General features: G+C 73.6%; 26 protein-coding genes. 5 read left to right on the top strand and 21 right to left on the bottom strand.

The annotated features are described in order from the left end of the window. Positions 1-83: 83 nt before the first annotated feature. From A8713_RS24920 to helR, 5 genes are all read right to left on the bottom strand, one after another. Positions 84-1,001: an LLM class F420-dependent oxidoreductase gene (locus tag A8713_RS24920; protein WP_064535789.1), complete on the bottom strand. Its 918-nt coding sequence runs from the start codon at positions 999-1,001 to the stop codon at positions 84-86. 123 nt (positions 1,002-1,124) lie between these two features. Beyond that, positions 1,125-1,598 carry a DUF6099 family protein gene (locus tag A8713_RS24915; RefSeq protein ID WP_018564475.1) on the bottom strand — a complete coding sequence of 158 codons (474 nt, stop codon included), beginning with the start codon at positions 1,596-1,598 and terminating at the stop codon, positions 1,125-1,127. Between the two features lie 169 nt (positions 1,599-1,767). Beyond that, the gene (locus A8713_RS24910) at positions 1,768-2,115 is read right to left on the bottom strand and encodes a nucleotide pyrophosphohydrolase (protein ID WP_064537700.1); all 348 of its coding nucleotides are present in this window, start codon (positions 2,113-2,115) and stop codon (positions 1,768-1,770) included. 155 nt (positions 2,116-2,270) lie between these two features. Next, positions 2,271-2,660 carry a cell division protein SepF gene (locus A8713_RS24905; RefSeq protein WP_064535788.1) on the bottom strand — a complete coding sequence of 130 codons (390 nt, stop codon included), beginning with the start codon at positions 2,658-2,660 and terminating at the stop codon, positions 2,271-2,273. Positions 2,661-2,813: 153 nt separating this feature from the next. Then, on the bottom strand, positions 2,814-4,961 hold the full coding sequence (gene helR, locus A8713_RS24900) for an RNA polymerase recycling motor ATPase HelR (protein ID WP_064535787.1): 2,148 nt from the start codon (positions 4,959-4,961) through the stop codon (positions 2,814-2,816). Positions 4,962-5,226: 265 nt separating this feature from the next. On the opposite strand from helR, the gene A8713_RS24895 reads away from it, so the two are divergent. Continuing rightward, positions 5,227-6,636, top strand: coding sequence for an MFS transporter (locus A8713_RS24895; protein ID WP_064535786.1), 1,410 nt, complete (start codon positions 5,227-5,229; stop codon positions 6,634-6,636). Here A8713_RS24895 and A8713_RS24890 read toward each other — a convergent pair. Next, positions 6,609-7,529, bottom strand: coding sequence for a DUF3152 domain-containing protein (locus A8713_RS24890; RefSeq protein WP_064535785.1), 921 nt, complete (start codon positions 7,527-7,529; stop codon positions 6,609-6,611). The two genes, A8713_RS24895 and A8713_RS24890, sit on opposite strands and share 28 nt — an antisense overlap. A gap of 173 nt (positions 7,530-7,702) precedes the next feature. Between A8713_RS24890 and A8713_RS24885 the strand changes: the two genes are divergently transcribed. The 3 genes from A8713_RS24885 to A8713_RS24875 are packed head-to-tail and all read left to right on the top strand — an operon-like array spanning position 7,703 to position 10,562. Next, complete coding sequence (locus tag A8713_RS24885; RefSeq protein ID WP_064535784.1) at positions 7,703-8,392, top strand: response regulator transcription factor; 690 nt, start codon at positions 7,703-7,705, stop codon at positions 8,390-8,392. Then, positions 8,389-9,933, top strand: coding sequence for a sensor histidine kinase (locus A8713_RS24880; protein ID WP_064535783.1), 1,545 nt, complete (start codon positions 8,389-8,391; stop codon positions 9,931-9,933). The genes A8713_RS24885 and A8713_RS24880 overlap by 4 nt, the downstream gene beginning before the upstream one ends. Then, positions 9,930-10,562, top strand: coding sequence for a GerMN domain-containing protein (locus A8713_RS24875; protein ID WP_064535782.1), 633 nt, complete (start codon positions 9,930-9,932; stop codon positions 10,560-10,562). Before A8713_RS24880 ends, A8713_RS24875 begins: the two co-directional genes overlap by 4 nt. Positions 10,563-10,607: 45 nt before the next feature. Here the strand turns inward: A8713_RS24875 and A8713_RS24870 are convergent, their stop codons facing one another. From A8713_RS24870 to A8713_RS24800, 15 genes are all read right to left on the bottom strand, one after another. Then, a complete protein-coding gene (locus tag A8713_RS24870; protein WP_064535781.1) occupies positions 10,608-11,264 on the bottom strand; it encodes a TetR-like C-terminal domain-containing protein in 657 nt (218 codons plus the stop codon). Between the two features lie 83 nt (positions 11,265-11,347). Beyond that, a complete protein-coding gene (locus A8713_RS24865; protein ID WP_064535780.1) occupies positions 11,348-12,649 on the bottom strand; it encodes a lytic transglycosylase domain-containing protein in 1,302 nt (433 codons plus the stop codon). A 49-nt stretch (positions 12,650-12,698) separates the two neighbouring features. After that, positions 12,699-13,532, bottom strand: coding sequence for a hypothetical protein (locus tag A8713_RS24860; protein WP_064535779.1), 834 nt, complete (start codon positions 13,530-13,532; stop codon positions 12,699-12,701). A 49-nt stretch (positions 13,533-13,581) separates the two neighbouring features. Continuing rightward, positions 13,582-14,127, bottom strand: a complete 546-nt coding sequence (locus A8713_RS24855) for a nuclear transport factor 2 family protein (RefSeq protein WP_064535778.1) — start codon at positions 14,125-14,127, stop codon at positions 13,582-13,584. A gap of 32 nt (positions 14,128-14,159) precedes the next feature. Next, positions 14,160-14,930, bottom strand: a complete 771-nt coding sequence (locus tag A8713_RS24850) for a hypothetical protein (protein ID WP_064535777.1) — start codon at positions 14,928-14,930, stop codon at positions 14,160-14,162. Then, positions 14,927-15,445 (bottom strand): hypothetical protein, encoded by a 519-nt coding sequence (locus A8713_RS24845; protein ID WP_064535776.1) that lies wholly within the window; start codon positions 15,443-15,445, stop codon positions 14,927-14,929. Before A8713_RS24845 ends, A8713_RS24850 begins: the two co-directional genes overlap by 4 nt. Continuing rightward, the gene (locus A8713_RS24840; protein WP_064535775.1) at positions 15,442-16,746 is read right to left on the bottom strand and encodes an MCE family protein; all 1,305 of its coding nucleotides are present in this window, start codon (positions 16,744-16,746) and stop codon (positions 15,442-15,444) included. Before A8713_RS24840 ends, A8713_RS24845 begins: the two co-directional genes overlap by 4 nt. After that, positions 16,743-17,951, bottom strand: a complete 1,209-nt coding sequence (locus A8713_RS24835; RefSeq protein WP_064535774.1) for an MCE family protein — start codon at positions 17,949-17,951, stop codon at positions 16,743-16,745. Before A8713_RS24835 ends, A8713_RS24840 begins: the two co-directional genes overlap by 4 nt. Next, entirely contained in the window at positions 17,948-18,979 is a 1,032-nt protein-coding gene (locus tag A8713_RS24830) for an MCE family protein (protein WP_064535773.1), read from the bottom strand. The genes A8713_RS24835 and A8713_RS24830 overlap by 4 nt, the downstream gene beginning before the upstream one ends. After that, positions 18,979-20,076: an MCE family protein gene (locus A8713_RS24825; protein WP_064537699.1), complete on the bottom strand. Its 1,098-nt coding sequence runs from the start codon at positions 20,074-20,076 to the stop codon at positions 18,979-18,981. Before A8713_RS24825 ends, A8713_RS24830 begins: the two co-directional genes overlap by 1 nt. Then, entirely contained in the window at positions 20,073-21,131 is a 1,059-nt protein-coding gene (locus tag A8713_RS24820; RefSeq protein WP_064535772.1) for an MCE family protein, read from the bottom strand. Before A8713_RS24820 ends, A8713_RS24825 begins: the two co-directional genes overlap by 4 nt. Next, complete coding sequence (locus tag A8713_RS24815) at positions 21,128-22,381, bottom strand: MCE family protein (RefSeq protein WP_064535771.1); 1,254 nt, start codon at positions 22,379-22,381, stop codon at positions 21,128-21,130. The genes A8713_RS24820 and A8713_RS24815 overlap by 4 nt, the downstream gene beginning before the upstream one ends. A 1-nt stretch (position 22,382) precedes the next feature. Further along, positions 22,383-23,189: an MlaE family ABC transporter permease gene (locus A8713_RS24810; RefSeq protein WP_064535770.1), complete on the bottom strand. Its 807-nt coding sequence runs from the start codon at positions 23,187-23,189 to the stop codon at positions 22,383-22,385. A gap of 4 nt (positions 23,190-23,193) precedes the next feature. Then, positions 23,194-23,958 carry an MlaE family ABC transporter permease gene (locus tag A8713_RS24805; RefSeq protein WP_018564496.1) on the bottom strand — a complete coding sequence of 255 codons (765 nt, stop codon included), beginning with the start codon at positions 23,956-23,958 and terminating at the stop codon, positions 23,194-23,196. Then, on the bottom strand, positions 23,955-24,959 hold the full coding sequence (locus tag A8713_RS24800; RefSeq protein ID WP_064535769.1) for an ABC transporter ATP-binding protein: 1,005 nt from the start codon (positions 24,957-24,959) through the stop codon (positions 23,955-23,957). Before A8713_RS24800 ends, A8713_RS24805 begins: the two co-directional genes overlap by 4 nt. A 743-nt stretch (positions 24,960-25,702) precedes the next feature. Between A8713_RS24800 and A8713_RS24795 the strand changes: the two genes are divergently transcribed. Beyond that, positions 25,703-26,335 carry a hypothetical protein gene (locus A8713_RS24795; RefSeq protein ID WP_064535768.1) on the top strand — a complete coding sequence of 211 codons (633 nt, stop codon included), beginning with the start codon at positions 25,703-25,705 and terminating at the stop codon, positions 26,333-26,335. Positions 26,336-26,380: the final 45 nt, after the last annotated feature.

Genomic DNA, 26,380 nt, shown 5'->3' with positions numbered 1-26,380 from the left:
CCCCCGGGACGCAGATCCCGGGGGCCCGGCAGGACGGTGCCTCCACCTTGGCACAGGGCGGCGGACCCGCGCCCGCCTTTAATTCACGCCAACTGCGCCTGGACCTGGGAGGAGATCAGCTCCAGGTGGTCCAGATCGGAGAGGTCGAGCAGCTGGAGGTAGAGGCGGCTCGCGCCGATCTCGGCGTAGCGGCCGATCTTGTCGACCACCTCGGCCGGGGAGCCGGCCAGGCCGTTGGCCTTCAGCTCGTCCACCTCGCGGCCGATCGCGGCGGCGCGGCGGGCGACCTCCTGGTCGTCGCGGCCGACGCAGACGACGAGGGCGCTGGAGTACGTGATGGCGTCGCGGCCGGCCGCCCGCGCGGCGGTGCGCACCCGGCCGAACTGCCGCTCGCTGTCCTCGACGGAGGCGAAGGGGATGTTGAACTCGTCGGCGTACCGGGCGGCCAGCCGCGGGGTGCGGACCGCGCCGTGCCCGCCGATGAGGACGGGGATCTTCGCCTGCGCGGGCTTGGGCAGCGCGGGCGACCCGGTCAGCTGGTAGTGCTCGCCCTGGAAGTCGAAGGTCTTGCCGGTCTCGGTGGCCCACAGGCCGGTGACGACGGCGAGCTGCTCCTCCAGGCGGGCGAACTTGTCCTTCGGGAAGGGGATGCCGTACGCCTTGTGCTCCTCCTCGAACCAGCCCGCGCCCAGGCCCAGCTCGACCCGGCCGCCGGACATCTGGTCGACCTGGGCGACCTGGATGGCGAGGACGCCGGGGAGGCGGAAGGTGGCGGCGGTCATCAGCGTGCCCAGGCGGATGCGGCTGGTCTCGCGGGCGATCCCGGCGAGGGTGATCCAGGCGTCGGTGGGTCCGGGCAGGCCGTCGCCGCCGCCCATGCGGAGGTAGTGGTCGGAGCGGAAGAAGGCGTCGAACCCGAGGTCCTCGGTGGCCTTGGCGACGGTGAGCAGGGTGTCGTAGGAAGCCCCCTGCTGGGGCTCGGTGAAGATGCGCAGATCCATGGTCCCATCCTGCACGTCCGGCCCCCCGGCGGGCCCGCCGACCCCGCCGCCCGCCCCGGACGCGCCGTCCGTCCGGCGCCGGACGGGTGAAGGACCACGGGTGAAGGACCGGCGCTCGGGCGCTCAGCCCGCCTCGCGCTCCGGGAGGACCGCCTCCTCGCGGGCGGCCAGCTTGCGCAGCATCTCGCGGACCCGGTCGCGGGACTCGTCGGCCGCGTCGATGGCCTCCATGCACTGCCAGTACGTCCGCTCGTCGGCGGCCGAGCTGGCTATACCGACCAGGGCTATCCCGACCTCGCCGAGCAGCCCGCCCAGGCACAGCAGCACCCGGCGCTCGTCGGCCAGTTCGGTGAGCTGGGCGGCCCGCGAGGCGCCCGGGTCGAGGTCCGGGGCGTCCAGCACCCCGCAGCCCCGGCCCGCCAGCTCGGTCAGTCCCAGGGCCTCGCCCCGCAGCTCGGGCGGACCGGTGACCGCGATGCGGCTGCCGACCGCCTGGGCCAGGGCCTGCGCCTGCCACACCTCCGCCAGGATGGCGGGGGCCTCGCCGCTGCCCGCCAGCGCACGCCTGCTCGCCAGGATGAGCCGCATCGCGTCCATGCGCTGCCCCCGCTTCCTCCGACGTACTCACCGCACGTCTGCCCGAACTCCCTTGTTCACTACCCAGAGTGAAGGCGCCTGGCACAAAAAGCCAGAGGAAGACGGAAATCTCTGGACAACAAATCGATTTCGACCGAGTGAACGACTCCGGAGAGTAATACCGGAATGCTCAACTCCGGCTGTTTTCCCCCGTGCTCCCGGTGTCCGTGCGCCGCGCCGGGAACCGGTGTTCGTTGCGGTCGATCTTCGCGGCGAGCGCCGTCAGCGGATCGACACCGAGCACCTCGCAGAACTGGAGCAGATACGCGAGGACGTCCGCGACCTCGTCCCGCACGCGGTGCGCGGTCTCCGGGTCGTCCATGACGCGCGCCGACTCCTCCGGCGTCAGCCACTGGAAGATCTCGACCAGTTCGGACGCCTCGACGCTGAGCGCGGCGGCCAGGTTCTTCGGGGTGTGGTACGGCTGCCAGTCCCGCGCGGCGGCGAACTCGGCGAGCCGCCGTTGGAGTCCGGCCAGCTCGGGGCCGGACCCGGTGGCCGGGGCGGCACCGGCGGGGGCGGGGGCGGGGCTCGGCTGTGCGGAGGGGTCGGGGTGCTCGGTCACCTCACCAGGTCTATCACCCGTGTCATCAGGTCTGTCACCCGTGCCGTCCCGGCGGGCCCCGGCCCCGTTCACACGCCCGGGACGGCCGCCCCCTGCATGAGTCCGCTCACCTCGGTGCCCGGCGGGGTGAGGAGGAACACATTGCGGTCGACCCGGTGCATCCCGCTGCCCAGGCCGAAGACGACGCCGGTGCTGAAGTCCAGGACCCGCTTGGCCACCTCGCCCTCGGCTCCGGTGAGGTCCAGCAGGACCGGCACCCCCGCCATCAGCGTCTCGGCCACGTCACGGGCGTCCGCGAACACATTGACCCTGAGGACGACGAACCGGCGGCGCATCTCGGTGTCCGCCTCCGGGAGGGAGCGGTGGTCCACCGCGGACGGCCAGGAGTCCCGTCCGCGCAACGGAACGACCTGGGCGAGCCCCTCCCACTGTTCATCGGTGACGTCGTGGCTGTTCACCGGCTCCCCCCGACCTGACTCGCACTCATCGCCTGCACTGGCCAATTCTTACGCCATGTCACCTGTTCGGCCCAACTGCGACACGGCCGGTGCCAGACCCGGTGCCGGACCCGGTGCCGGACCCGGGGCGCGGCGGCGGGTTCTCCGGGGGCCTCAGTCGCCGGTGAGGACGACGAGCTGCCGGGTCGCCCGGGTCATGGCGACATAGCGGTCGACGGCGCCCGCGACGCCGGTGCCGAAGCCCTCCGGGCCGACGAGGACGACCAGGTCGAACTCCAGTCCCTTGGCCAGCCGCGGGGACAGCGACCGCACCCGGGGGCGCGGCCGGAAGGACGGGTCGCCGATGACGCACGCGGTCCCCTCGGCGTGCTCGGCGAGCCAGGCGTCGAGGACCGGGCCGAGGTCCGCGCGGGAGCCGTGGCCGACCGGGACGCCGGCGTCCCGCACGGAGACCGGCACTCCGGCGTCCGGCAGGACGGCCCGGATGACCGGCTCGGCCTCCTCCATGATCTCCCGCGGGGTGCGGTAGTTGACGCTCAGGGAGGCCAGGTCGATCCGGTCGAACCCGACCCGCCGGAGCCGTTCGTGCCAGGACTCGGGGAAGCCCTGCGGGGCCTGGGCGCGGTCCCCGACGACGGTGAAGCTCCGCGACGGGCACCGCACCAGCAGCATCTGCCACTCGGCGTCGGTCAGTTCCTGGGCCTCGTCCACGACGATGTGCGCGAACGGCCCGGCGAGCCGGTCGGGTTCGGCGCCGGGCAGCGCGTCCTCGTCGGCGAGCGCGTCCCGCAGGTCCTGGCCGCGCAGCATCGCCACCGCGCCCTCGCCGTCGGCGTCGGCCGCCAGGACGTGTTCGATCACACCGGCCATCCGCTCGCGCTCGGCCGCGGCGGCGGCCCGCTGCCGCCGCCCGCGCCGGGACGCCTCCGGGTCGCCGAGCCGCTGCCGGGCCGCGTCGAGCAGCGGCAGGTCGGACACGGTCCACGCCCGGGGGTCGGCGCGCTGCAGCCGCCGTACGTCCCGCGGTTCGAGCCAGGGCGCGCACAGCCGCAGATAGGCGGGCACCGACCACAGGTCCCCCACCAGGTCGGCCGCCTCGATCAGCGGCCAGGCGCGGTCGAAGGCCGTGCGCAGGTCCCGGTCGCGCCCCAGGGCGGCGCGCAGCGTCTCGGGGGCGGTGTCCCCGTCGTGCTTGTCGGCCAGGACGGTGAGCAGTTCCTCCCAGACCTGGTCGCGGGCCTCGTTGTGCGGGGCGCCGGGTCCGGCCGACTCGAAGGCGACGGCCCAGTCGTCCGGGCCGAGCGGGATGTCGGACCAGGGGGTGGAGACCGTCATCGCCTCGGTGGGCGGCTCCTCGTAGAACCGTACGGCCGTCTCGATCGCGCGCACCAGGCCGGCCGAGGACTTCAGCCGGGCCGCCTCCGGGTCGGTCTCGGGGCCCGCGCCGGCGCCCTCGGGGACGAGGTCGCGCAGGGTGCAGGTCCGCACGCCCTCCTCGCCGAGGCCGGCCAGGACGTCGGCGACATGGCCCAGGTAGGGCTGGTGCGGCCCGACGAACAGCACGCCGCCCCTGCGGTGCCCGAGGCGCGGGTCGGAGTACAGCAGGTAGGCGGAGCGGTGCAGCGCGACGACGGTCTTGCCGGTCCCGGGGCCGCCGTCGACGACGAGGGCGCCGCGGGAGCCCGCGCGGATGACGGCGTCCTGGTCGGCCTGGATGGTGGCGAGCACGTCCCGCATGCGCGGGGAGCGGGTGGCGCCGAGACCGGCGATGAAGGCGGACCGGTCGTCGAGCGCGGCGTGTCCGGCGAGGGCGTCCTCGGCGAACACCTCGTCCCAGTAATCGCTGATCCGGCCGCCGGTCCAGCGGTACCTGCGGCGGCCGGCCAGCCCCATCGGGTCGGCGTGGGTGGCGCCGAAGAACGGCTCGGCGGCCGGTGAGCGCCAGTCGACCAGCAGCCGGGCGCCCGAGCCGTCGGTGAGGCCGAGCCGTCCGACGTAGACCGGTCCGGTGCCGTCGGCGCCGACCATGCGGCCCAGGCACAGGTCGAGTCCGAAGCGGCGCAGGGTGCGCAGCCGGGCGGTCAGCCGGTGGACCTCCGCGTCCCGGTCCATCGCCTGCCGGCCGAGGCCGCCGGGGGCCCGGCGTTCGGCGTCGAGGCGCGCGGTGAGTTCGGCGACGGACCGCTCCAGGCACCGGGCGACGGCCGCGAAGTGCCGCTCGTCGGCGGCGATCAGCGCGGGGTCGGCCTTGGCGGCCAGCCGCTCGGGGAGGTCGAAGGCGTGCGTGGTGAGAGGGTTCACGGCCTGGGGGCTCCCGTTCCTCGGGTGTGCGGGGGTGCGGTGCCATGCGTCCCACGGGCGGCCGGCGCGCCGAGGCAGTCCGGCGTTTTCGCAGGTCATGGGCTTCGGCCGGACATTCTGCGGGGCAAGGGGGGCCTTGCCGCAAGCCCCCCGGTGCGCTATACGTTGAGAGTGGCGAGGAGTGGGTCGGTCCTCCCGCCGCCTCCCCCGCGCCGCGGGCTTCCCGGACGCACCGGGGACACGACGCACCAGGGATACTCCGTGGGTGATCCCCCGTCGAAACCCTGTTCGTCGTCCCTCCTGGGCCGGGCGCAACTACACGCTGCTCACCGCCGCCGCCGTCGTCTCGGGTCTCGGCAGTTCCGGGGCGCTGGTCGCGGGGGCCTTCGCGGTGCTGGCGGCCGGCGGCTCGGCGACCGACGTGGGGCTGGTCGCGGCGGCGCGGACCGTGCCGCTGGTGCTGTTCGTGCTGATCGGCGGGGCGCTGGCGGACCGGCTGCCCCGGCACCGTGTGATGGTCGCGGCGAACGCGCTCAACTGCGCCTCGCAGGGCCTGTTCGCCGTCCTGGTGCTGACCGGCACCGCGCAGGTGTGGCAGATGGCGCTGCTGGCCGCGCTGGGCGGCACCGGCCAGGCGTTCTTCTCCCCGGCCGCCGAGGGGATGGTGCTGGCCACCGTCTCCGGCAGCGAGTCCGGGCGCGCCTTCGCGGCCTTCCGGATGGGGGTGAACGGCGCGGGCATCCTCGGCACCGCGCTGGGCGGGGCGCTGGCCGCCGCGACCGGGCCGGGCTGGGTGCTGGCGGCCGACGCGGGGGCCTTCGCCGTCGCGGCGGCGCTGCGGGCCTTCCTGGACGTGCGGGACGTGCCGGGGCGGCGGGGCGGCGCCGGTCTCCTGGCGGATCTGCGCGAGGGGTGGCGCGAGGTGGCCGGGCGGCCCTGGCTGTGGTCGATCGTGACGCAGTTCGCCGTGGTGAACGCGGTGGTCGCGGCGGCCGAGTCGGTGTACGGGCCGCTGGTCGCGCGGGAGCGGCTGGGCGGCGCGGGACCGTGGGGCCTCGCGCTGGCCGCCTTCGGGGTGGGCACGCTGCTGGGCGGGCTGCTGATGACGCGCTGGGCACCGCGCAGGCTGCTGCTGGTGGGGGTGCTGGGCGTGCTGCCGCTGGCGCTGCCGTCCGCCGCGCTGGCCGTGCCGGTGGCGACGCCCGTGCTGGTGGCGGTGCTGTGCGTGACGGGGGTGAGCGTCGAGGTGTTCGCGGTGGCGTGGATGTCCGCGCTGCACCAGGAGATACCGGAGGAGAAGTTCTCGCGGGTGTCGTCCTACGACTGGCTCGGATCGCTGGCGCTGGTGCCGGTGGCGACGGCGGCGGCCGGTCCGGTGCAGGACGCGGTGGGCCGGCCGGCCGCGCTGTGGGGGTGCTCGGCGCTGGTGCTGGTGCTGACCCTGGCCGTGCTGTGCGTGCCGGACGTACGGCGGCTGGCCCGCCGTACCGGCGACGGTGACGGGGCTGGCCGTGGTGATCGCGATGACGACGGCACCGCGACGCTGGGTCCTGCCGCTCCTGGGCAGGTCGCCCTGGGTACGGCCGTACCCGGTCCGGCCGTGCCCGGTCCGCCGCCGGGGCCGACGGCGCGGCCGGAGGGCGGCGCTCAGGGCACGGCCGGGCCGCTGAGGTAGCGGCCCTTGGCGTCGTAGGGCCAGGCGTTGGCGACGCACCCGTGCAGCCCGTCGATCTGCTGCATCATGGCGGGCGCGGGCCGCCCGGGTCCCGGGCACGCCTCGTGGCCGTGGCCGATGCGGTGGCCCACCTCGTGGTTGACGATCAGGGCGCGGTACTCGTGGAGGGGGCCCGGGAACTCGGGCGAGCCCTGGTTCCAGCGCTTGAGGTTGACGATCACCTGGCTGCCCACGTCGCAGTTGACCTCGCCGTGGGTGTGCAGTCCGGCCGCGCCGCAGAGGCGGTCCACGGTGTCGGGCGTGGCGATCCGCACGACGAAGTCGAGGGGGCCCTGGGAGACGAGCTGGAAGGCGTCGTGCCCGTCGGCGGTCCAGCCCCGCCGGTCGGCGAGGATGCCCTCGATCTCGCGGGCCGCCTCGTCGGGCGCGATGCCCGTGCCCTCCTCGACCTGGACCTCGTACCGCCGGAGCGTGCCCGTGCCGGCCTGCTTGCCGGTGGCGTGCGCGGTGTGGAAGACGCCGTTGCCGGTCTTGTGCGGGTCGGAGCCCTTGCCGCTCGCGCCCGGTGTCGCGCCCGCGCCGCCGGTCGCCTTCCCGGACGGGGCGGGCCGGTCGTCCGCGTGCCGTCCGGTGTCCGCCGCCTGCGTACGCCCCTTCCCGGCGGACGCGGACGAGGTCGCGCCGTTCCCGGCCGCCGACGCGCGGTCGGCGCCGTCCGAGCCGCCGGCGAGCAGGGCCGCGGCGCCGAGCGAACCGGCCGCGGCCAGCGCGCAGAGCAGGTACACCCGGCGGCGGTGGCGGGTGCGTCGGCGGGAGGCGCGACGGGCGGTGCGGCGGCTGCGGATGCCGTCAGCGCCGGGGCCGGCGTCCGGGCTGGGCGTGGTTCTGGGCATGGCGCACAGGCTGATGACCTCATGTGATGCCCTCGGGACCGAAAGGTCACGGAAACGTAACGGCGGCTCTCCGGGGCGCCGTCGGGGTCTTCATATGATCCTTCGGTAACAGATTCCGGCCGCGGGCGGCCCCGGCGGCCGGCACCGCCCGCGGCCCGCACATACTGGGCGTCATGCCCCGGATCCTGCTCATCGAAGACGACGCCGCCGTGCGCCAGGGCGTCCGGCTCGCCCTGCGCCACCAGGGGCACGACGTCTGCGCCGCCGCCACCGGCGAAGAGGGCCTGGAGCAGCTCGGCGCCTTCCGCCCGGACGTGGTCGTCCTCGACCTCATGCTGCCCGGACTGCCCGGCCTCGACGTGTGCCGGCGGATCAGGGACCGCGAGCAGGTCGGGATCATCATGATGACCGCCAAGGGCGACAGCGTCGACATGATCGTCGGCCTGGAGGCGGGCGCCGACGACTACGTGGTCAAGCCCGTGCAGGCGCGCGTCCTGGACGCCCGCATCCGCGCCCTGCTGCGCCGCCTGGACGCCCCGCACACCGGCGCCGCCAGGCCCCGCGCCGAGACCCACGGCGAGCTGGGCATCGACCGGACCGGACTGCGCGTCACCCACCGGGGCCACCCGGTCGACCTCGCCCCGTCCGAACTGCGGCTGCTGCTCGCGCTGTCCGCCTCCCCCGGCCAGGTCCTCAGCCGCCAGCAACTGCTGGAGGCGGTCTGGGAGCACAGCTACCACGGGGACATACGCCTGGTGGACGCCTGTGTGAAGCGCCTGCGCGGCAAGCTCGGCGAGCCCGGCGGCACCCCGCGCTACGTCCACACCGTGCGCGGCTTCGGCTACTGCTTCCGGTCGCCGTGAGACTCCGCCGCCCCTCGCTCCGCGGCGGTCTGCGGCTCCGGCTCGTCGCGGGCTTCACCGTCGTCGCCGTCGCCAGCTGTCTGAGCACCGGTGTGCTGACCTTCCGCGAGGCCCGCACCGGAGTGCTCCAGCAGAGCCAGGACGCGGTGGTCCGGCAGTTCCGCGACAGCGTCGACGCGCGGGCGCCCGGCTTCCCCGACGCGCCCGGCAAGGCCGACCTGGACAGCATCGTCGCCGACCTCGCCTACACACACCGCTCGCAGCAGTGGCGCTTCCTGGCCACCTACGGCGGCCTGCGCGCCGTCTACGGACCGCAGGACAGCTTCGACGTCCTCACCCCCGAACTGCGGCGCTCCGTCAGCACCCGGGCCGCCGCCGTCTTCCAGCGGGTGCGCCACGACGGCCGGGCGTACCTCGTCGTGGGACTGCCCGTCACCTACGCCTCCTCGGGCGGCGTCTCCGCCACCCCGACCGGCCTCGTGCTCTACCTGGTCGTCCCGCAGGAGACCGAACAGCTCTACGTGCAGGCCCTGATCACCGCCATCGAACGGGCCACCCTGCCCGCGCTGGGCCTCGCCGTGCTGATCGCGCTGCTGGTCGCGCGCGGGGTGCTGCGCCCCGTACGGGCCCTGGGCCGGGCCACCCGGCGGATGGCCGCCGGGCACCTGGACACCCGGCTGGCCGTAAGCGGTTCCGACGAACTGGCCGAGCTGTCGCGGACGTTCAACGACACCGCCGCCGCGCTGGAGCAGTCCGTGGCCGAGCTGCGCCGCATGGAGGAGCGGGCCCGCCGCTTCGCCGCCGACGTCTCGCACGAACTGCGCACCCCGCTCGCCGCGATGACGGCGGTCACCGACGTGCTCGACGAGGAGTCGTCCCGGCTGGACCGGGTCACCGGCGAGGCGGTGCGCCTGGTCAGCGAGGAGACCGCGCGGCTGGCCCGGCTGGTCGACGACCTGATGGAGATCTCCCGCTTCGACGCGGGCGCCGCCGAACTCGGCGCCGACGACATCGATCTGGCCGAGTCGGTGCGGCACACGCTCGCCGCCCGCGGCTGGCTGGACCGGGTGGCGGCGGACCTGCCGGAGCCGGACGGCCTGCGGGCCCGGGTCGACCCGCGCCGGATCGACGTGGTGGTCGCCAACCTGGTCGGCAACGCGCTGCGGCACGGCGCGCCGCCGGTGGCCCTGCGGCTGACCGCCGAGGGCGGCTGGGCCGTCCTCACCGTGGCCGACCGGGGGCCCGGCATCCCCGAGGCGGACCTGCCGCACATCTTCGAGCGCTTCTACAAGGCGAGCCGGGCCCGTACCCGCAGCGAGAGCAGCGGACTCGGGCTCGCCATCACCGCCGAGAACGTACGCCTGCACGGCGGACGCGTCCGGGCGGCCAACGCCCCCGGCGGCGGCGCGGTGTTCACGGTGGAACTGCCGCTGCGGCCCGGCCGGCCGGCCGGAACGGCGACCGCCGGGGCAGAGCACGACGGCACGGCCGCCGAAGGGGCTGAAAAGGCCGAAAGGGCTGAAAGGAAGGACGGCGTATGAGACGCGCCCCGCGCACGGCCGCCGCCGCGGCCCTCACCGGCGCCCTGCTGGCCTTCGCGGGCTGCGGGGTGCCCACCTCGGGGGTGATCGACGTCGGGGCGCCCGCGGTCGGCGTCTCCGCCCGGACCATGCTCTATTTCGTCGCCGGCGGGACCCTGCGGCCCGTGCCCCGGCGGCTCCCCGAGGGCGCCGGCGACCCGGTGGAGGGGGCGGTACGGCTGCTGCTGGCCGGGCCCGTCGGCGACGAGGCCCTGAAGCTGACCACCGCTCTGCCCGCCGTGCCGGGTCGGGCCGCCGTCACGGTGGCCGGGGACGCCGTCACCGTCCGCTTCCCCGCCGGGGTGGAACGGCTGGACACCACGGCGATGGAACAGCTGACCTGCACCGCCGTGCGTGCCCTGCGCTGGAGCGGGCAGGGCGCGAGTCCGTCGCCGACCGGTGCCGACACCGTCTCGCCGGGCTCCGCCGGACCGGGCTCCGCGCTGCCGGAGTGGGTGGGGCCGGGCGCCGTGGGTGGCATGCCCACGGAACCGCCGTGGCAGCCGGGGCCGCAGCCGCACGTCAGCGTGCGCGCGGTGGGCGAGGGCTGGGCCACGGCCCGGCCGGACACCGTCTGCCCGCCCGGATGACCTGTCCGTCCGGACGGCGCGGGGGCCCGGCACTCCCCCGTGCGGTCACCCGTCCTGCCGTGCGTCCCGCTGCCCGTCCCGTCCGGCGATGCCGTCGAAGAGGTTGGCGATCAGCCGGTCGGCGAACGCGGTGTCCAGCGGCTGGGCCGGCATCAGCAGCCGGTGGTAGCAGGCGCCCCAGAGCTGGTCGACGACGGACTCCAGGTCGGCGTCCGCGCGCAGTTGCCCCGCGCGCCGGGCCAGCTCAAGCCGTTCCACGGCGAGTTCGCGGCGCTTGCGGACGTACTGCTCCGACAGCGCCTCGGCCAGCGAGGCGTCGCTCTGCGCGGCGCCGATGATCCCGGCGAAGGCAGTGCCGTTGCGGCGCAGCAGGTCGACGAAGGCGTGGAGCTGATCGGTCAGGTCGCGCCGGACGTCCCCGGTGTCGGGGAAGGCGAGCGTGGACTCGGAGGCGCTGAAGTAGGCGTCGAAGGCGAGACTGCCCGGTGAGGACCACCACTTGTAGACGGTCATCTTGCTGACCCCGGCGCGGGCCGCGACCTTCGCGAAGGTCACCCCCGGCATGCCCTCCGCGAGCAGCAGTTCGGCCGCCGCCGCCAGCGTGGCCCGCCGCACGTCCTCGGCCCGGCGGCGGCCCCGGCCCGGTGTGAGGGCGGGGGGCGCGGCGCGTCCGCCCGCTTCGGCCCGCTCGGCTCTGTCCATCCGCGTACTCCCGGTCCACTGGGCGCCCTAGTGTACAAGGAGTCCACATGATCGGCCGGGCGGGCGCCGCTCCGTACCGCCCCCTACTCCTGTCCGGTCTCCGGTGCGGCCGGTGTGGCCGCCGGGCAGGAGGGGCCGGTGGTGGGGTCGGCCGTGGGATCGCCGGTGGCCGGCTGTCCGGTGCCGTCCTGGGACGGGCTCGCCGAGGGCGACGGGCAGTTTGTGGGGGACGCCGAGCCGCTGGGCTCCGGCGAGGAGGTGGGCTCGCCGGTGCCGGAGTCCGAGGGGTCCGGCGTGGGCGATCCCGGAGCCGACGGGGACGGGCCGCCGCTGGAGGTGGGCGCCGGGGAGGACGGTCCGGACGAGGCGGAGCGCGACGGCCTCGGTGTGCCGGGGCCGGAGGCTCCGGGGTCGGGGCCGATGATGATCCCGCCGCCGCCCTTGCCGCTCCCGCCGTGCCCCGCGTCCCCTCCGCCGTGGTCCACGGGCCTGGTCGCCGGGGTGTCGCCGCCCGCGCCCGGGGACTTGGGGATGACGCCCTTCCCGTCCGGCACGCTGTGCACGCCATGGCGGTAGAAGTCCAGCCAGTAGCGGACCAGGTCCAGGTACTCCCGGGAGTTGTTGTAGCTGAGCACCGCCCGGTCCAGGTCGGCGGCCCGGCCCAGGTCCCGGCCGCCCGCGCACAGGTAGTGCCCGGCGGCCAGGGCCGCGTCGAAGACGTTGTCCGGGTCGGCGCGGCCGTCGCCGTTGCCGTCGGCGCCCCAGCCGTTCCAGGTGGAGGGCAGGAACTGCATCGGACCCACCGCGCGGTCGTACACCGGGTCGCCGTCGAGGACCCCGCCGTCGGTGTCCCTCACCAGCGCGAAGCCCCGGCCGTCGAGCGCCGGGCCGGTGATCCGCCCCAGCGTCGTGCCCTGCCGGTCCACCGCGCCGCCGCGCGCCTGCCCGGACTCCACCTTGCCGATCGCGGCGAGCAGTTGCCAGGGCAGCCGGCAGCCCGGGTCGGTGCGGGCGACGGACCGCTCGGCCGCGCGGTAGGCGGCCAGCACGGTACCGGGGATGCCCGACTCGGCGCGTACGTCCACTGTCTGACGTGCCGTCAGCGGCTTGCCGCCGGACTGCGTGACCAGGGGCGGTAGCTCGGTGTGGTACGAGCCGTCACCGGGTGCGGCGCCGGGGGCGGGGGCGGCGGACGCCGGGGCGCCCGGCGCCGCCGTCGCCCGCTCGTCGTCGGCCGCCGGGCGGCCGGTTTCCCGGCCGTCCGGCCCCAGCGCGCCGGGGGCCTGCGAGGCGGTGAGCGCCGCGACCGCGGCCACGGCGACGGCGGTGGCGCGCAGGCCGTGCCGGGTGCGGGCGCTCAGACGTCGTACGCGGCGTACGGGCATGGCTCTCACTCCGTGTCGATGAGGCGGGCGGGACCGGACGGATGTGTGCTCAGCGGCCGAAGGTGTCGATGCCGGAGACGAGCCAGCGGCCGTCGCGCAGGACGACGTCGACGGCGAACATGGCACCGGCGTACGTCCCCTGGTCCTGCGCCTGCTGCCCGCCCTTCGCTCCCCCGGCGCCCTTGGACTCCTTGGTGCCCTTGGTCCCGGCGGTGCTGACGCTGCTCTGGTCGGCGTAGACGAGGACCCGCGCCCGGTCGCCGTCGATGCGCTCGACCGCGCTGTCGGTCACGGTGGTGGTGATGACCGCCTTCTGCTGGTCGGCGCGGGTCCGTACGGCGTCCAGCAGGGCCTGGTGCTGGGCCACCGCCTTCCCCGTGAGCAGCGTCTTGACGGCCTTGTCGTACGCGGCGGGCGCGGCGTGGTCGTAGGAGAAGAGCGCGGTGACCGCCTTCTCCGTCTGGGTCTTGATCTCGCTGGTCCGGGCGGGGTCGGTCAGGGCGGTGTTGCGTACGGCCGGATCGTCCCGCAGGCTCTGGGCGCGCCCGTGCGCCCAGCCGGCGAAGCCGCCGAGGACGAGCGTCAGCAGGCACAGCAGGGCCAGGACCAGGTTGCGGGACGGACGGCGCTTCCCGGGGCGGCGGCTCGGGGCGGCCGTGTCCGTGCCGGAGTCGGCGGCCTTGTCCGCGGTGGCCCGGGTGGTGTTCTCGGTGGCCGCGTCGGGCGCGGTGTCCGGGCGGGGCGAGGAGGTGCGCGCGGGCAGCACGGCCACGGCGGCGGAATGCCGGGCGGGCTCCTGCCCGGCCGCGCCGGCGGTCTCCGGCGGGAGGCCGCGGGCCTGGCGGCGGCGCTGGCGGTTGATGTGGTGGCGGGTCGTCGACATCGGTGTCGTCCTCTCGTGCGGCGGCCGGCCGCCGCGGGGCGGGCAGGGGTCAGCCGGCCGAGGTGCCGCCCACGGGTGCCTGGCCCAGGGCGCTCAGCTTCCAGCCGCCGCCGGTGCGGGTGAGTTCACCGAGCATGCGGCTGTCCTTGTCGGTGCTCTGGCCGCCGGGCGCCTTCACCGTCACCCGCAGGGCCACGAGCACCCGGGCGCGTCCGGCCCGGTCGTCGAGTTCGGTGACGGCACCCGAGAGCACCCGGGCGGTGGTGACCGTCTTCGCCGACTTCACCTGTGTGGTGAACTCCTTGCGTCCGGAGACGAGTTGGTCGTGGAGGTCGCCGGTCGTCGAGGACTCCCACAGGTCGAGTCCCCGGTCGACGCTGCTGTGGTCCAGGGTGTTCAGGTTCTGCACGGCCTGCTCACCGGCGGCCAGTGCCTTGTCGCGCTGGACGGCGTACGCCGCCGAGTCGTCGTGCGCCGCGCCGTACCAGTCCCAGCCCGCCCACGCCGCGAAGCCGCCCGCGAGGAGCGTGAGGGCGAGGGCCGCGGCCGGCAGGGCGCGGGGACCGGCCGCCCATGTGCGGACCGTGCGTTTCATCGGGTGCTCCCGTCTGCCGTTCCCGTCCGCCGTCAGCGGGTCTGCATGTCGACGATCCGCCACTGGTCCCCCTCCTTCTGGGCACTCACCACGAGCTGGGCCGCCGCGGCGGTCGCCTTGCCCTTGTCCCGGCGGGACACCTGGTCGAGGAAGACCAGCAACGTGGCTCTGCCGCCGTGGAGTTCGACCACCCCGACGCGTACGGCCTGGGTGCTGAGTGTGACCCGCTGCTTGGCGACGTCCGCGCGGATCCGGCCGACCAGCTCGGTGTACTGCCGTGCCGCCTTCCCGGTCAGGACGGACCTGGCCGAGCGCTCGGTGGCGTCGAGGCCGTCCGGTGAGTACGAGAAGACGCGGGCGAGGTCGTTGCCGATGTCCCCGGCGACCCGGGTGGTGGCCTCGTTGTCGGTCAGCGCGGTGTTCCGGGCGGAGGGTGCCGAGCGCAGGTGGTGGGCGCCGTAGAAGAAGGCGCCGCCGGCCAGAACGAGCACGACCGCGAGCGCGGCGAGCGCGGACCGCCGCAGCAGCGTGCGGCGGGAGGGGCGGGAGGGTGCGGCAGGCGCCTCGGCCGCGTCGTCGGCGTCGGCCGTGTCTTCCGTGTCGGCCGCGTTCTCGGCGCCCTCCGCCTCGTCGGCCGTCCCCGGTGCGGCGGGCGCCTCGTTCTCGTCCCGTGGCTCGGGCGCCGCCGCTTCGTCCGCCGGGTCCGCCTTGTCCGCCGGGGCCGTGGTGTCCGTCGTGTCCCCCAGGTCCCCCGGGTCCCCCGTGGCGGACCCCCTACGCGTCGTGCGCAGCAGCCGGGTCATCGGGCCTCACCGTCCTCCGCCGTCCGGGCGAGCGGTACCGCGTCCAGTGCCTTGACCTTCCACTCGTCCTCGCCGGTGCGGGCCAGCACCGCTTCCAGCCGTTTGCGGTCCGTGGTCGGGGTCTTCGAACCGGCGGGGGTGACGTCCACGCGGACGGTCGCGATGAGCTTCGCGGTACCGGCCCGGGTGTCGAGCGCGGTGACGGCGGCCTCGGTGACCGTGCCGCGCGCCGAGGCACCCGTCTTCGCCTCGGTGCGGCCCAGTTCCTCCTGGAGCGGCCCGATCGAGGCGGCCCGCCAGGCGCTGACGCCCGCCTGCGCCGTCTGCCGCGTGGACGCGTCGAAGGTGGTGAGGGCGGCGATGTTGCGGCGTCCGTCGGCGAGCACCGCGTCGCGGGCCCGGCCGTAGGCGAGCGAGTCGTCGCCACGGGCCTGGGCGTACGTCCACGCGCCCGCGCCGCAGAACGCCAGCGCCAGGGCGAGGGCGGCGCCCGCCAGGACGCGCGCCCGCCTCACCGGTCCCCCTCGCCGGCCGGGGCGAGCAGGTCCGCGAGGCCGGCCGGGGCGCCGCCGCCGACGCCGGGCAGGGCGAGCGCGCCCGGCAGCGGTGCGGCGGATCCCGTACCCGCCGTGCCCGCTCCTGTGCCCGTGGCGGCCGTGCCGCTGCCCGAGGGCAGGGAGGCCGGCCTGGCCGGGTCGGGCACCGCGCCGCTCCCGGGGGCGTGGGCCGACCCGCGTACGCCGATGCCGCTGGAGGCGGGCGCGGTGCAGGAGGCGCCGGTGTTGAGCGGGGGCGCGGTGCCGAGGTCGAGGCCGTTGCGGTAGCGGGTGGCGCCGTAACCGGCGGTGCAGGGCAGGGGTTTGAAGAAGGTGACGGCCATGCCGAGGTTGACCTTTCCGCCGTCGACCGCGGTGGCGCCCGCGGCGACGGCCGCCGGGTACTTCACGAGCAGCTCCTCGATGCCGTGCTGCCGGGTGACGGCGACCTCGGAGGTGGTGAGCAGGTTGGCGAGGACCACGCCCAGGCTGGGGTCGAGGTCGCGCAGGACGCCGCTGATCTGGGTGGCGGCGTCGGGCGCGACGGTCAGCAGCCGGCGCAGGTCGGCGTCGGAGCCCTTGAGCGTGGCGGCCAGTTGGGTGGCGCCGGTGGCGAAGTCGCGTACGGCGCGGCCTTCTTCGGCCTGGGTACGCAGCACGGTCTCGCCGTCGTTGATCAGCCGGGTGGTGGAGGGCAGCGCCCGGTCGGCCGCCTGGACGAACTCGCTGCCGTTGTCCAGGAGCACCTGGAGGTCGTCGCCGTGGCCCTCGAATGCCTTGCCGAACTCGTCGACGACGGTGCGCAGATCGTCCAGCGGCACCGACTTGGTGAGATCGTCGACGCTGGTGAGGACGTCGGTGACGGGCGCGGGCACCTCGGTGTCGGACTGCTCGATCCGGGCCCCGTCGCTGAGGTAGGGGCCGTCGTCGCCGCGCGGGCGCAGGTCGATGTACTGCTCGCCGACGGCGGAGAGCCCGGCGACGACGGCCCGGGTGTCGGCGGGGATGCGCGGTGCCGACTTCTTCAGGCGGAGTTCCGCCGTGACGCCGTCCGCGGTGAGGTCGATGGGCCCGACCCGGCCGACGGACACGCCGCGGTAGGTGACGTCGGAGTGGGTGAAGAGGCCCCCGGTGCGCGGGAGTTGCACATCGACGGTGTAGTAGTCGGCGACGCCGACGTAGCGGCCGAGGTCGGCGTAGCGGATGCCGACGAAGCCGAGGACGAGGACGGCGATGACCAGGAAGGCGAGGTTCTTCAGCCGTACGGCGAGGGTGATCACCGGGGGGTGCCTCCGTCCTTCGCGGGGGTGGGGACGGAGGGCAGGGGCAGCGGTGCGGACGGGACGGACTTCGGCGCCGGGTCGCGGCCGAGGCCGCGGCGGGCCGCCTCGGGCGCGGAGGCCGTGCCGGTGGGTGCGGGCGAGGCGGTGGATCCCGGTACCAGCGGCGGGATGATCTGGGTGCCCGGTACGGCGGCCATGTTCAGGTACACGTTGAGGTAGTCGCCCTTGATGCCGGTCATCACCTCGTCGGTGAACGGGTAGGTCAGCAGCACCTGGAGCGAGTCGGGCAGATCGGCGCCCGCGTCGGCGAGGGCCTTCAGGGTGGGCGCGAGGGCCTTCAGGTCGGCGACCATGTCGTCCTTGCTGGCGTTGACGGTGGAGACGGCGACGCCGGACAGCGTGTCGAGGGAGCGGAGCATCGTCAGCAGGGCGCCGCGCTGCTCGTCCAGGGTCTTCAGGCCCGGTGAGAGGCCGGTGAGGACGGTCTGTACGTCGGTCTTGCGGTGGGCGAGGGTGGCGGCGAGCCGGTTGACGCTGTCGAGGGCGTCGGTGATGTCGTCGCGGTGCTGGTCGAGGTCCGTGACGAGGGTGTTGACGCGCTGGAGCATGGAGCGGACCTGGGGTTCGCGGCCGCCCAGGGCGGTGTTCAGTTCCCGGGTGATGGTCTTGAGCTGGTTGACGCCGCCGCCGTTGAGCAGCAGGGACAGCGCGCCGAAGACCTCCTCGACCTCGGTGTTGCGGCCGGTGCGCGAGACGGGGATGACGCTGCCGTCGGTGAGGTGCGTGGTGCTGGTGTCCTTGGCGGGGGCGACGAGCTGGACGTACTTCTCGCCGAGCAGGCTGGACTGCTCCAGGCGGGCGCCGGCGTCGGAGGGCAGCCGCACATCGCCGTTGATCTTCATGGTGACGCGGGCCTTCCAGCCGTCGAGGCTGATGGCGGTGACCCGGCCGACGGCGACGTCGTCGACCTTGACGGCGGCCTGCGGGACGAGGCTGAGGACGTCGTCGAGTTCGGCGGTGACGGTGTAGGGATGGGAGCCGAGGTCGGCGCCGCCGGGCAGCGGCAGGTCCTCGATGCCGTCGAAGCGGGGCGCGTCGACGGAGAACGCGCCGAAGGCCAGGGCGAAGCCGAGGGCCAGGGCGACGAGTCCGCCCACGGAGACGCCCAGGGCCGCGCCGCCCCTGCGGATGGAGCGCATCATCGCTCCCCCTTCCCCGCGGCGCCGTCCGTGGCCGCTGCGCCGCCGGTGGCGGGCAGCGGCAGCAGCGGGCCGCCCATGCTGATCTCGTTGAGGTTGGCCCGGCCGTCGAGGCTGCGGTGGTCGGGGTCGTAGGCGCCCACGACGTTGCTCGCGGCCAGCGGCGCGACGTCCAGGGCCTCGGCGAGCGAGGCCCGCTGCCGTACCAGGGTCTGGGTGAGGGGCACCAGCTTGTCGACGTTCTTCTTCAGTTCGCCCCGGTTGTCCTGGATGAACTGCTTGACCTGTCCGAGGGCCTTGCCGAGTTCGGCGAGCGCTCCGGCGAGGTCGTTCTTGTTGTCGGCGAAGAAGCTGACGACGGTGTCCAGGCGCTCCTGGGCGGTGCGGACGTCGGCGTCCTTGTCCTTGAGCATGGTGGTGAAGGTCTGGAGCCTGCCGAGGCTGGCGAACAGGTCGTCGCTGGAGCCGTTGAGCGTCTTGGCGGCCTTGCCGAACTGCTCGATGCTGTCGCCGATGGCCTTGCCGTTGCCGTTCAGGTTGGCCGCGCCGGTCTTCAGCAGGTCGGACAGGGCGCCGGTGGAGTTGGCGCCGTCGGGGCCGAGCGCCTTGCTGAGGTCGGTGAGGGAGGCGTAGAGCTGGTCGATCTCGACGGGGGTGCGGTTGCCGGAGGCGGGCAGCACGGCCCCGTCGGAGAGGGCGGCCCCGGACCGGTAGGCGGGGGTGAGCTGCACGAACCGGTCGGCGACGACGCTGGGCGCCACGATCACGGCGTGCGCGCCCTTGGGGACCTGGATGCCGTCGTCGAGTTCGAGTTCGACCCGCACCTGGGTGCCCTGCGGCCGCACGGACGTCACCTCGCCCGCCCGCACGCCGAGGATGCGCAGGTCGGAGCCTGCGTAGATGCCGACCGCGCGGTCGAAGTAGGCGGTGACGCGGGTGCCGCCGGAGTCCAGGACGCGGGCGACGGCGAGGCCGGCCGCGACGACCACCAGGGCGACGGCCGCGGCGAGGAGTCTGCTGCGCTTGCTCATCACTGACCGCTCCCCCGGTTCTGCGCGGACTGCTCGGGCGGCATGCATCCGGTGGCGGGCTGGGACCCGGCGGGCAGGTAGTCGCGCGGGACGACTCCGCACAGATAGCTGTCGAACCAGCGTCCGTTGCCGAGGGTGTTGCCGACGAGCCGGTAGTACGGGCCGACCAGGGCGAGGGTCCGGTCGAGCTGGGTGTTGTTCGCGGCCAGTACGTCGGTGACGCGGCCGAGTGCCTTGAGGGTGGGCCCGAGCTGTTTGTCGTTGTCCTGGACGAGGCCGCTGAGCTGGGTGGCCAGTGCCCTGCTGCCGGTGAGCAGGGCGCGGATGGCGTCGCGGCGGTCCTGGAGCTCGCCGAGCAGGGAGCCGCCGTCCTCGATGAGCGTCTCGAAGCTGGACTTCTTGTCCTTCAGGGTCTGGGTGAAGCGGGCGCTGCCCTTCAGGAGCTGGGAGAGTTCGGCGTCGCGCTTGGAGACCGACCTGGACAGGGCGGACAGGCCGGTGGCGGCGTTGCGCACGGCGGGCGGCGAGTCCTTGAAGGTCTGCGAGATGGTCTCGAAGCTCTTGGCGAGCTGCTGGGTGTCGATCTCGTCCACGGTGGAGCTGAGGTCCTGGAACGCCTGGGTGACGTCGTAGGGGGAGGTGGTGCGGGAGAGCGGGATGCGGTCGCCGGGGTCCTGGCGGTCGGTGCCCAGCGGGTCGAGCGCCAGGTACTTGTCGCCGAGCAGGGTCTTGATGGCGATGGCGGCGGTGGTGCGGTCGCCGATCCAGGCGTTCTTGGTCTCGAAGGTGACCTTCACCCTGCCGCGGTCCAGGGCGACCCCGGTGACCTTTCCGACCTTGACGCCGGCGATGCGCACCTCGTCGCCCTTGTCGAGTCCGGCGGCCTCGCTGAAGTCGGCGCTGTAGGTGGTGCCGCCGCCGATGAGGGGCAGCCGGTCGGCGTTGTAGGCGAAGACGGTGAGCAGGGCCAGCAGGAACAGTCCGACCAGGGCGACGGCGATCGGGTTGCGTTCCTTGACGGGCTTGAACAGGGGCCGGCGGGCGCGGCGCGGTGCGGTGTCCCGCTCGACGGGGCGGGGGCGGTTCAGGAGGGTCATGCGCCGCACCTCGGTTCCGTGACGGCGATGCCGGTGGGCGGCTTCGAGCCGTCGGAGGTGCTGACTCCGCTCACGCGCGCCTCGCAGAGGTAGAGGTTGAACCAGGATCCGTAGGAGGACAGCCGGGCCAGGGCGGTCATCTTGGCGGGGCTCTTGGCCAGGAAGTCCTGGATCTGCCCGGTGGCGTCGCCCAGGTTGCCGGAGAGCCGGCCCAGTTCGCGGATGTCCTGCTTGAGGGGGGCGCGTCCGTCCTGGAGGAGTCCTGCGGTGACGGTGGTCAGATCGCCCATGGCGGCGACGGCCCGGCCCAGCGGCTTGCGGTCGTCGTTGAAGCCGCTGACGAGCCGGCGGAGGGTGTCGACGAGGGTGTCGAAGCCGGCCTCGCGTTCGTTGAGGGTGGTCAGCACGGTGTTGAGGTTCTTCACCACGGCGCCGATGACCCGGTCCTTGGCGGCGACGGTGGTGCTGAGCGAGCCGATGTGCCGGATCAGGCTGTCGACGGTGCCGCCCTCGCCCTGGAGGACCTGCACGATCGAGCCGGCGAGTTCGTTGACGTCCTTCGGGGAGAGCCCTTCGAACAGCGGCTTGAAGCCGTTGAAGAGCAGCGTCAGGTCGAGGGCGGGCGCGGTGTGGTCCAGCGCGATGGTGTCGCCGGCCCCGAGGGTGCCGTCGATGTCGCCGCTGCCCTGGTCGAGGGCGATGTAGCGCTGGCCGACCATGTTGAGGTATTTCACGGCTGCCGTCGTGGAGCGGGGCAGGGTGCGGTCGTCGCGGACGCTGAAGGTGATCTGGGCGGTGCGCCGGTTCACCACGCGGATGTCGGTGACCTCGCCGACCTTCACCCCGGATACGCGCACGCTGTCGCCGTCGACGAGTCCGGTGACGTCGGTGAACAGCGCTTTGTAGGAGCGGGTGCCGTCGCCGACGCCCCGGTTGGCGACGCTCAGTCCGAGGACGGTGGTGGCCAGCGCGGTGACCAGGACGAAGACGAGGGACTTCAGCACGGGGCCGGTCAGCGGGCGGCGCCGGGTGTGCGCGCTGCGCGGGGACGTCATTTCAGGGTCACCTCCGCGCCGCGCAGGGCGGGACCGGCGAGCAGGCTGCTCCAGTCGGGCAGGTCGGCGGACGGCTTGCCGGTGGCCGGGGCGAGGAGCTCGTTGACGAGGTCGTTCTCCTGCGGGGAGTTGGCGGGTCCGAGGTCCTGCCGCGCGGTGGCCGCGACCTGTGCGGCGGGCCGCGCGGGTACGCCGAGGTAGGGCACCGGGTAGCAGTGCGGGCCGCCGGAGGCGTCGTAGGAGGGGGTGTCGCGGCCGGGGACGTAGGCGCCGCGCGAGGGGACGGTGGTGACGTCGACGTGCAGGCCGGGCCGGTCGGTGCCCTTGCCGAGGGCCTTGTCCATCCGGGGCACGAAGTCGGCGAGGGTGCGCAGGGTGCACGGGAAGGACGAGGAGTACTCGGAGAGCAGCCGCAGGGTGGGCTTGGAGGTCGCGCTGAGCCGGATGATGTTGTCCTTGTTCTGCCGCAGGAAGGAGGTCAGGTCCTCGGCGGTGCGGGTGGTGGCGCCGAGGGTGCCGGCCAGGTCGGCGTCCTTCTCGGCCAGGGTGCCGGTGGTGGTGGTGAAGTCGGTGAGCGCGGTGACGATGTCCGGGGCCGCGTCGGCGTAGACCTGGCTGACCTTGACGAGTTCCTTCAGATCGCGGTTGAGGGCGGGCAGGTCCGGGTTGAACTCCTTCAGGTGCGCGTCGAGTTGCGTGAGCGTGTCGCCGAGTTTCGCGCCCCGGCCCTGGAGCGCCTGGGAGACGGCGGACAGGGTGGCGGAGAGCTTCTGCGGCTGGACGGCGGTCAGCATGGGCAGCACGTTGTCCAGCACCTGCTGGAGTTCGACGGCGTTGGCCGAGCGGTCCTGCGGGATGGTCGCGCCGGCGGTCAGCGGGGTGGAGGAGGGGTGCGCGGGCGGGACCAGGGCGACGAACCGGGCGCCGAACAGGGTGGTGGGCAGCATCTGCGCGCTCACGTCGGAGGGGATGTCGCTCAGGACGCCGGGCCGCAGCGCGAGGGTGAGCCGGGCACCGTGGTCGGTGGGTTCGATGGAGCGGACCTCGCCGACGACGACGCCGCGCAGCTTCACCTCGGCGCCCAGGTGCATCTCGTTGCCGACGCTGCCGGTCTCCACGACGACCGGGTCGGAGTCGGTGAACTGCTTGTCGTAGACGGCGACGGCGAGCCAGATCAGCAGGGCGGGCACCACGAGGAACACCACCCCGGCCAGCCTCTGGCTCAGTGTGCCGGTGCTGGGTCTGCTCATCTCACCCCGCCACCTTCACGGTCGTCGTGGCGCCCCACAGGGCCAGCGAGAGGAAGAAGTCGGTGACGCCGATCAGCACGATGGCGTTGCGCACCGAGCGGCCCACGGCGACACCGACACCGGCGGGGCCGCCGGTGGCGCGGTAGCCGTAGTAGCAGTGGGCGATGATCACCATCACGCTGAAGATGAGCACCTTCAGCACGGACAGCAGGACGTCCGTGGGCGACAGGAACAGCCCGAAGTAGTGGTCGTAGGTGCCCCGGGACTGGCCCTTGAACAGGACGGTGACGTAGCGGGAGGCCAGGTAGGAGGAGAGCAGCCCGATCGCGTAGAGCGGGATGATCGCGACGACCCCGGCGATGATGCGGGTGGTGACCAGGTAGGGCAGGGAGCGGATGCCCATGCCTTCGAGGGCGTCCACCTCCTCGTTGATGCGCATGGCGCCGAGCTGGGCGGTGAAGCCGGCGCCGACCGTCGCGGACAGCGCGAGCCCGGCCACCAGCGGGGCGATCTCGCGGGTGTTGAAGTAGGCGGAGACGAACCCGGTGAACGCGGCGGTGCCGATCTGGTCCAAGGCGGCGTAGCCCTGGAGGCCGACGACGGTCCCGGTGAACAGGGTCATCGCGATCATCACGCCGATGGTGCCGCCGATGACGCCGAGGCCGCCGGTGCCGAAGACGACCTCGGCGAGCAGCCGCTGCACCTCCTTGAGGTAGCGGCGCAGGGTGCGCGGGATCCACAGCAGGGAGCGCAGATAGAACAGGAGCTGGTCGCCGGAGCGGTCGAGCCAGACGAGCGGGGAGGCCACGGCCTCAGCCTCCCTTCGGCGGGACGATCTGGAGGTAGACGCCCGTCATCACCATGTTGACGAAGAAGAGCAGGAGGAAGGTGATGACGACGGACTGGTTGACGGCGTCGCCCACGCCCTTGGGGCCGCCGCGCGGGTTGAGCCCGCGGTAGGCGGCGACGATGCCCGCGATGAACCCGAAGACGAGCGCCTTGAGTTCGCTGACGTACAGGTCGGGGAGCTGGGCGAGCGAGGAGAAGCTGGACAGGTAGGCGCCGGGGGTGCCGTCCTGGAGGTACACGTTGAAGAAGTAGCCGCCGAGGATGCCGACCACGGAGACCAGTCCGTTGAGCAGGACGGCCACGCCCATGGCGGCGAGCACGCGCGGGACGACCAGGCGCTGCACCGGGGAGACGCCCATGACCTCCATGGCGTCCAGCTCCTCGCGGATGGTGCGCGAGCCGAGGTCGGCGCAGATCGCGGAGCCGCCGGCGCCGGAGATCAGCAGCGCCACGATGAGCGGGCTGGCCTGCTGCACCACGGCGAGCACGCTGGCGCCGCCGGTGAAGGACTGCGCGCCGAGCTGCTGGGTGAGCGAGCCGACCTGGAGGGCGATCACCGCGCCGAACGGGATGGACACGAGGGCGGCGGGCAGGATGGTGACGCTGGCCAGGAACCAGAACTGCTCGATGAACTCGCGGAACTGGAAGGGCCGTCTGAAGATGGCCCGGCCGACCTCCGCCGCGAGTGCGAAGAGCCGGCCGGTCTGCCGCAGGGCACCGGTGATCACGAGCCGCTCCCGCCGGTGGGCAGCGTGAGACCGGCCGTGCCCGAGGCGGCGTAGGTGCGCTCGATGGCGGCGCGGGCGGCGGGCGGCAGCCGGTCGAGCATCCCCAGGACCCGTTCGCGGCGCCGCAGGACGGCGCGGCGCGGCGGCAGTCCGGGGGACGGTTCGAGCTGCGGGACGATCTCGCGCGGTCCGTCCGGCTCCGGCAGGGCGGCGGCCTCGGCGGCGAGGGTGGCGGCGTCCTTCTCCTCGGACATGCCGATGGGCCCCTCACGCCGGGCGGCGAGGAACTGGGCGACCACGGGTTCGTCGCTGGTGAGCAGCACCTCGCGGGGCCCGAAGGTGACCAGTTCGCGCCGGAAGAGCATGCCCATGTTGTCCGGGACGGTGGCGGCGATGTCGAGGTTGTGGGTGACGATCAGCATCGTCGCGTCGATCTGCGCGTTCAGGTCGATCAGCAGTTGCGAGATGTAGGCGGTGCGCACCGGGTCCAGGCCGGAGTCCGGTTCGTCGCACAGGATGATCTGCGGGTCCAGGACCAGCGCGCGGGCCAGCCCGGCGCGTTTGCGCATGCCGCCGCTGATCTCGCCGGGCAGCTTGCCCTCGGCGCCGAGCAGGCCGACGACCTCGATCCGCTCCATGACGACGCGGCGGATCTCGGACTCCTTCTTGCGGGTGTGCTCGCGCAGCGGGAAGGCGATGTTGTCGAAAAGGGACATGGAGCCGAAGAGGGCGCCGTCCTGGAACATGAGGCCGAAGAGTTTCCGGGTCTCGAAGATGTCGCGTTCCGGGCCGTTGACCATGTCCACCCCATTGATGAGGACACGGCCGTGCTCCGGCTTGAGGAGCCCGATGAGCGACTTCAGGAAGACGGTCTTTCCGGTTCCGGAGGGCCCCAGCATCACACTGACTTCCCCGGCCGGAAGGGTGAGGGTCACATCCTGCCAGATGTTCTGCTTGCCGAAGGACTTGGTCAGACCCTCGACCACCACTTCGATTCCCATATCACCTCCGACAAGGGTGGGTCAGGTGTGCACCGAGGAGCGCACGTTAAGTCGGTGCACGGTTCACTGACAATAGGCGGGCACCGGGTTCCTGCCGCGCTTCCCGTCTTTGTCACCGCGCAGACAAAAAGCGGCCCGGCACTTGTCTCCGACAGACAGGGCAGGGCCGCGCGCCTCCGGGGGGACTGGATCCGCGGGCCCTGCCTGCGGACGTCCGGACCCGAAGGAGGGCAAGGGCCGGAAATCGCCCGTCGTGTCTCCGGCCGGCGGTGGGCCACCGACCTGGAGATCAGCGCCGTACCCGGCACGTTACGGCCCGGTAACCTCGGCAGGCAAGAGTGGATTCTGACTTTTCGACGACATTCTCTTCGGCCATCCCGGGCCTGTCAGAGCGCCTATAAAAAGAGGCCCCCGATTTATCATCGCGCTGCGTGTCGGACGCCCCGGAAGGCGTTCGGTGCGGCACATTCCGGACTTCTCGCCCGCATCGGCGGGGCGGACCGGGGACGAATCGGCCTTAGCAGCGGATGACTAAGGCCGCGCGCCGACTGCTCACCCACTGGACAGATGATTGCCCTTTTCAAAGAATCATGGTCGGCGGCATTGTTCGGCCAAGTTTCCCGCAAGTAACGTCGGTGCTCGCGATCGAGGTTTTCCGATCCCCCGGACCGCACGACTCCCGCTCCATCCGTTCCGCGGCGGTCCGTCTCTGCCGGTCAATCCACGAGGAGAGTCCCAGAGCCATGAAGAAGTCCATCAGAAGGATCGCCGTCGTGGCGGGCGCGGGCGCGGCAGCGTTCGGCATCGCCGTCGCCCCCGCCTCCGCGAACGCGTCCACCGTCTGGACCGTCAGCCCGACGCCGTCCAACTTCACGGCGACCAACAGCGGGAACATCGTGCTCACCGCCAACATCCCGATGACGTGTACGACGTCGGGCGCGTCGGGCACCATGGCGAGCGCCACCGGCAACCCCGCGTCGGTCGCCGACATCACCGCCATCAACTTCGGCACCACGGCGTCCCCGTGCACCAGCATCCTGGGTGCCGTCACCGCCACCCCGATCGGGACCTGGCACGTCGTCGCGCAGGACTACACCGCCGCGACAGGCGTCACCAAGGGCTACGTCGGCAGCGTCCAGGCGAACGTGGTCGCGGGCGCCTGCCACTTCACCGTGGCGGGCAAGGCGTCCGGCACGTACACCAACTCCACCGGCATCCTGGCGGTCAACAGCGTCGCCGGTGACCTGGCCGTCACCGCGGCCAGCGGGTGCGGCACGGTCGTCACCACCGCGACCAAGCCCACCTTCAAGGGCAACTACGCCGTGAAGGTGACCGGCACCAGCACCATCCCGACGATCGTCGGCTCCAACCCGTAAGACGCCCGCCGTTCGCAACCGCCCGTCCGGGACACCCCCGGCCGG

The sequence above is a fragment of the Streptomyces sp. SAT1 genome (genome assembly GCF_001654495.1).
GTDB lineage: Bacteria > Actinomycetota > Actinomycetes > Streptomycetales > Streptomycetaceae > Streptomyces > Streptomyces andamanensis.
The sequence above is the reverse complement of the archived record's forward strand: the minus strand, read 5'-3'. Positions and strand labels throughout refer to the sequence as shown.

What these genes read in the sequence shown, in the direction of transcription:
- A8713_RS24885 (WP_064535784.1), top strand. Translation starts at nt 7,703, where the DNA reads ATGCCCCGGATCCTGCTCATCGAAGACGACGCCGCCGTGCGCCAGGGC.
- A8713_RS24815 (WP_064535771.1), bottom strand. Translation starts at nt 22,381, where the DNA reads ATGAGCAGACCCAGCACCGGCACACTGAGCCAGAGGCTGGCCGGGGTG.
- A8713_RS24890 (WP_064535785.1), bottom strand. Translation starts at nt 7,529, where the DNA reads ATGCCCAGAACCACGCCCAGCCCGGACGCCGGCCCCGGCGCTGACGGC.
- A8713_RS24830 (WP_064535773.1), bottom strand. Translation starts at nt 18,979, where the DNA reads ATGAGCAAGCGCAGCAGACTCCTCGCCGCGGCCGTCGCCCTGGTGGTC.
- A8713_RS24855 (WP_064535778.1), bottom strand. Translation starts at nt 14,127, where the DNA reads ATGAAACGCACGGTCCGCACATGGGCGGCCGGTCCCCGCGCCCTGCCG.
- A8713_RS24870 (WP_064535781.1), bottom strand. Translation starts at nt 11,264, where the DNA reads ATGGACAGAGCCGAGCGGGCCGAAGCGGGCGGACGCGCCGCGCCCCCC.
- A8713_RS24875 (WP_064535782.1), top strand. Translation starts at nt 9,930, where the DNA reads ATGAGACGCGCCCCGCGCACGGCCGCCGCCGCGGCCCTCACCGGCGCC.
- A8713_RS24850 (WP_064535777.1), bottom strand. Translation starts at nt 14,930, where the DNA reads ATGACCCGGCTGCTGCGCACGACGCGTAGGGGGTCCGCCACGGGGGAC.
- A8713_RS24835 (WP_064535774.1), bottom strand. Translation starts at nt 17,951, where the DNA reads ATGATGCGCTCCATCCGCAGGGGCGGCGCGGCCCTGGGCGTCTCCGTG.
- A8713_RS24915 (WP_018564475.1), bottom strand. Translation starts at nt 1,598, where the DNA reads ATGGACGCGATGCGGCTCATCCTGGCGAGCAGGCGTGCGCTGGCGGGC.
- A8713_RS24825 (WP_064537699.1), bottom strand. Translation starts at nt 20,076, where the DNA reads ATGACCCTCCTGAACCGCCCCCGCCCCGTCGAGCGGGACACCGCACCG.
- A8713_RS24795 (WP_064535768.1), top strand. Translation starts at nt 25,703, where the DNA reads ATGAAGAAGTCCATCAGAAGGATCGCCGTCGTGGCGGGCGCGGGCGCG.
- A8713_RS24820 (WP_064535772.1), bottom strand. Translation starts at nt 21,131, where the DNA reads ATGACGTCCCCGCGCAGCGCGCACACCCGGCGCCGCCCGCTGACCGGC.
- A8713_RS24860 (WP_064535779.1), bottom strand. Translation starts at nt 13,532, where the DNA reads ATGTCGACGACCCGCCACCACATCAACCGCCAGCGCCGCCGCCAGGCC.
- A8713_RS24865 (WP_064535780.1), bottom strand. Translation starts at nt 12,649, where the DNA reads ATGCCCGTACGCCGCGTACGACGTCTGAGCGCCCGCACCCGGCACGGC.
- A8713_RS24800 (WP_064535769.1), bottom strand. Translation starts at nt 24,959, where the DNA reads ATGGGAATCGAAGTGGTGGTCGAGGGTCTGACCAAGTCCTTCGGCAAG.
- A8713_RS24920 (WP_064535789.1), bottom strand. Translation starts at nt 1,001, where the DNA reads ATGGATCTGCGCATCTTCACCGAGCCCCAGCAGGGGGCTTCCTACGAC.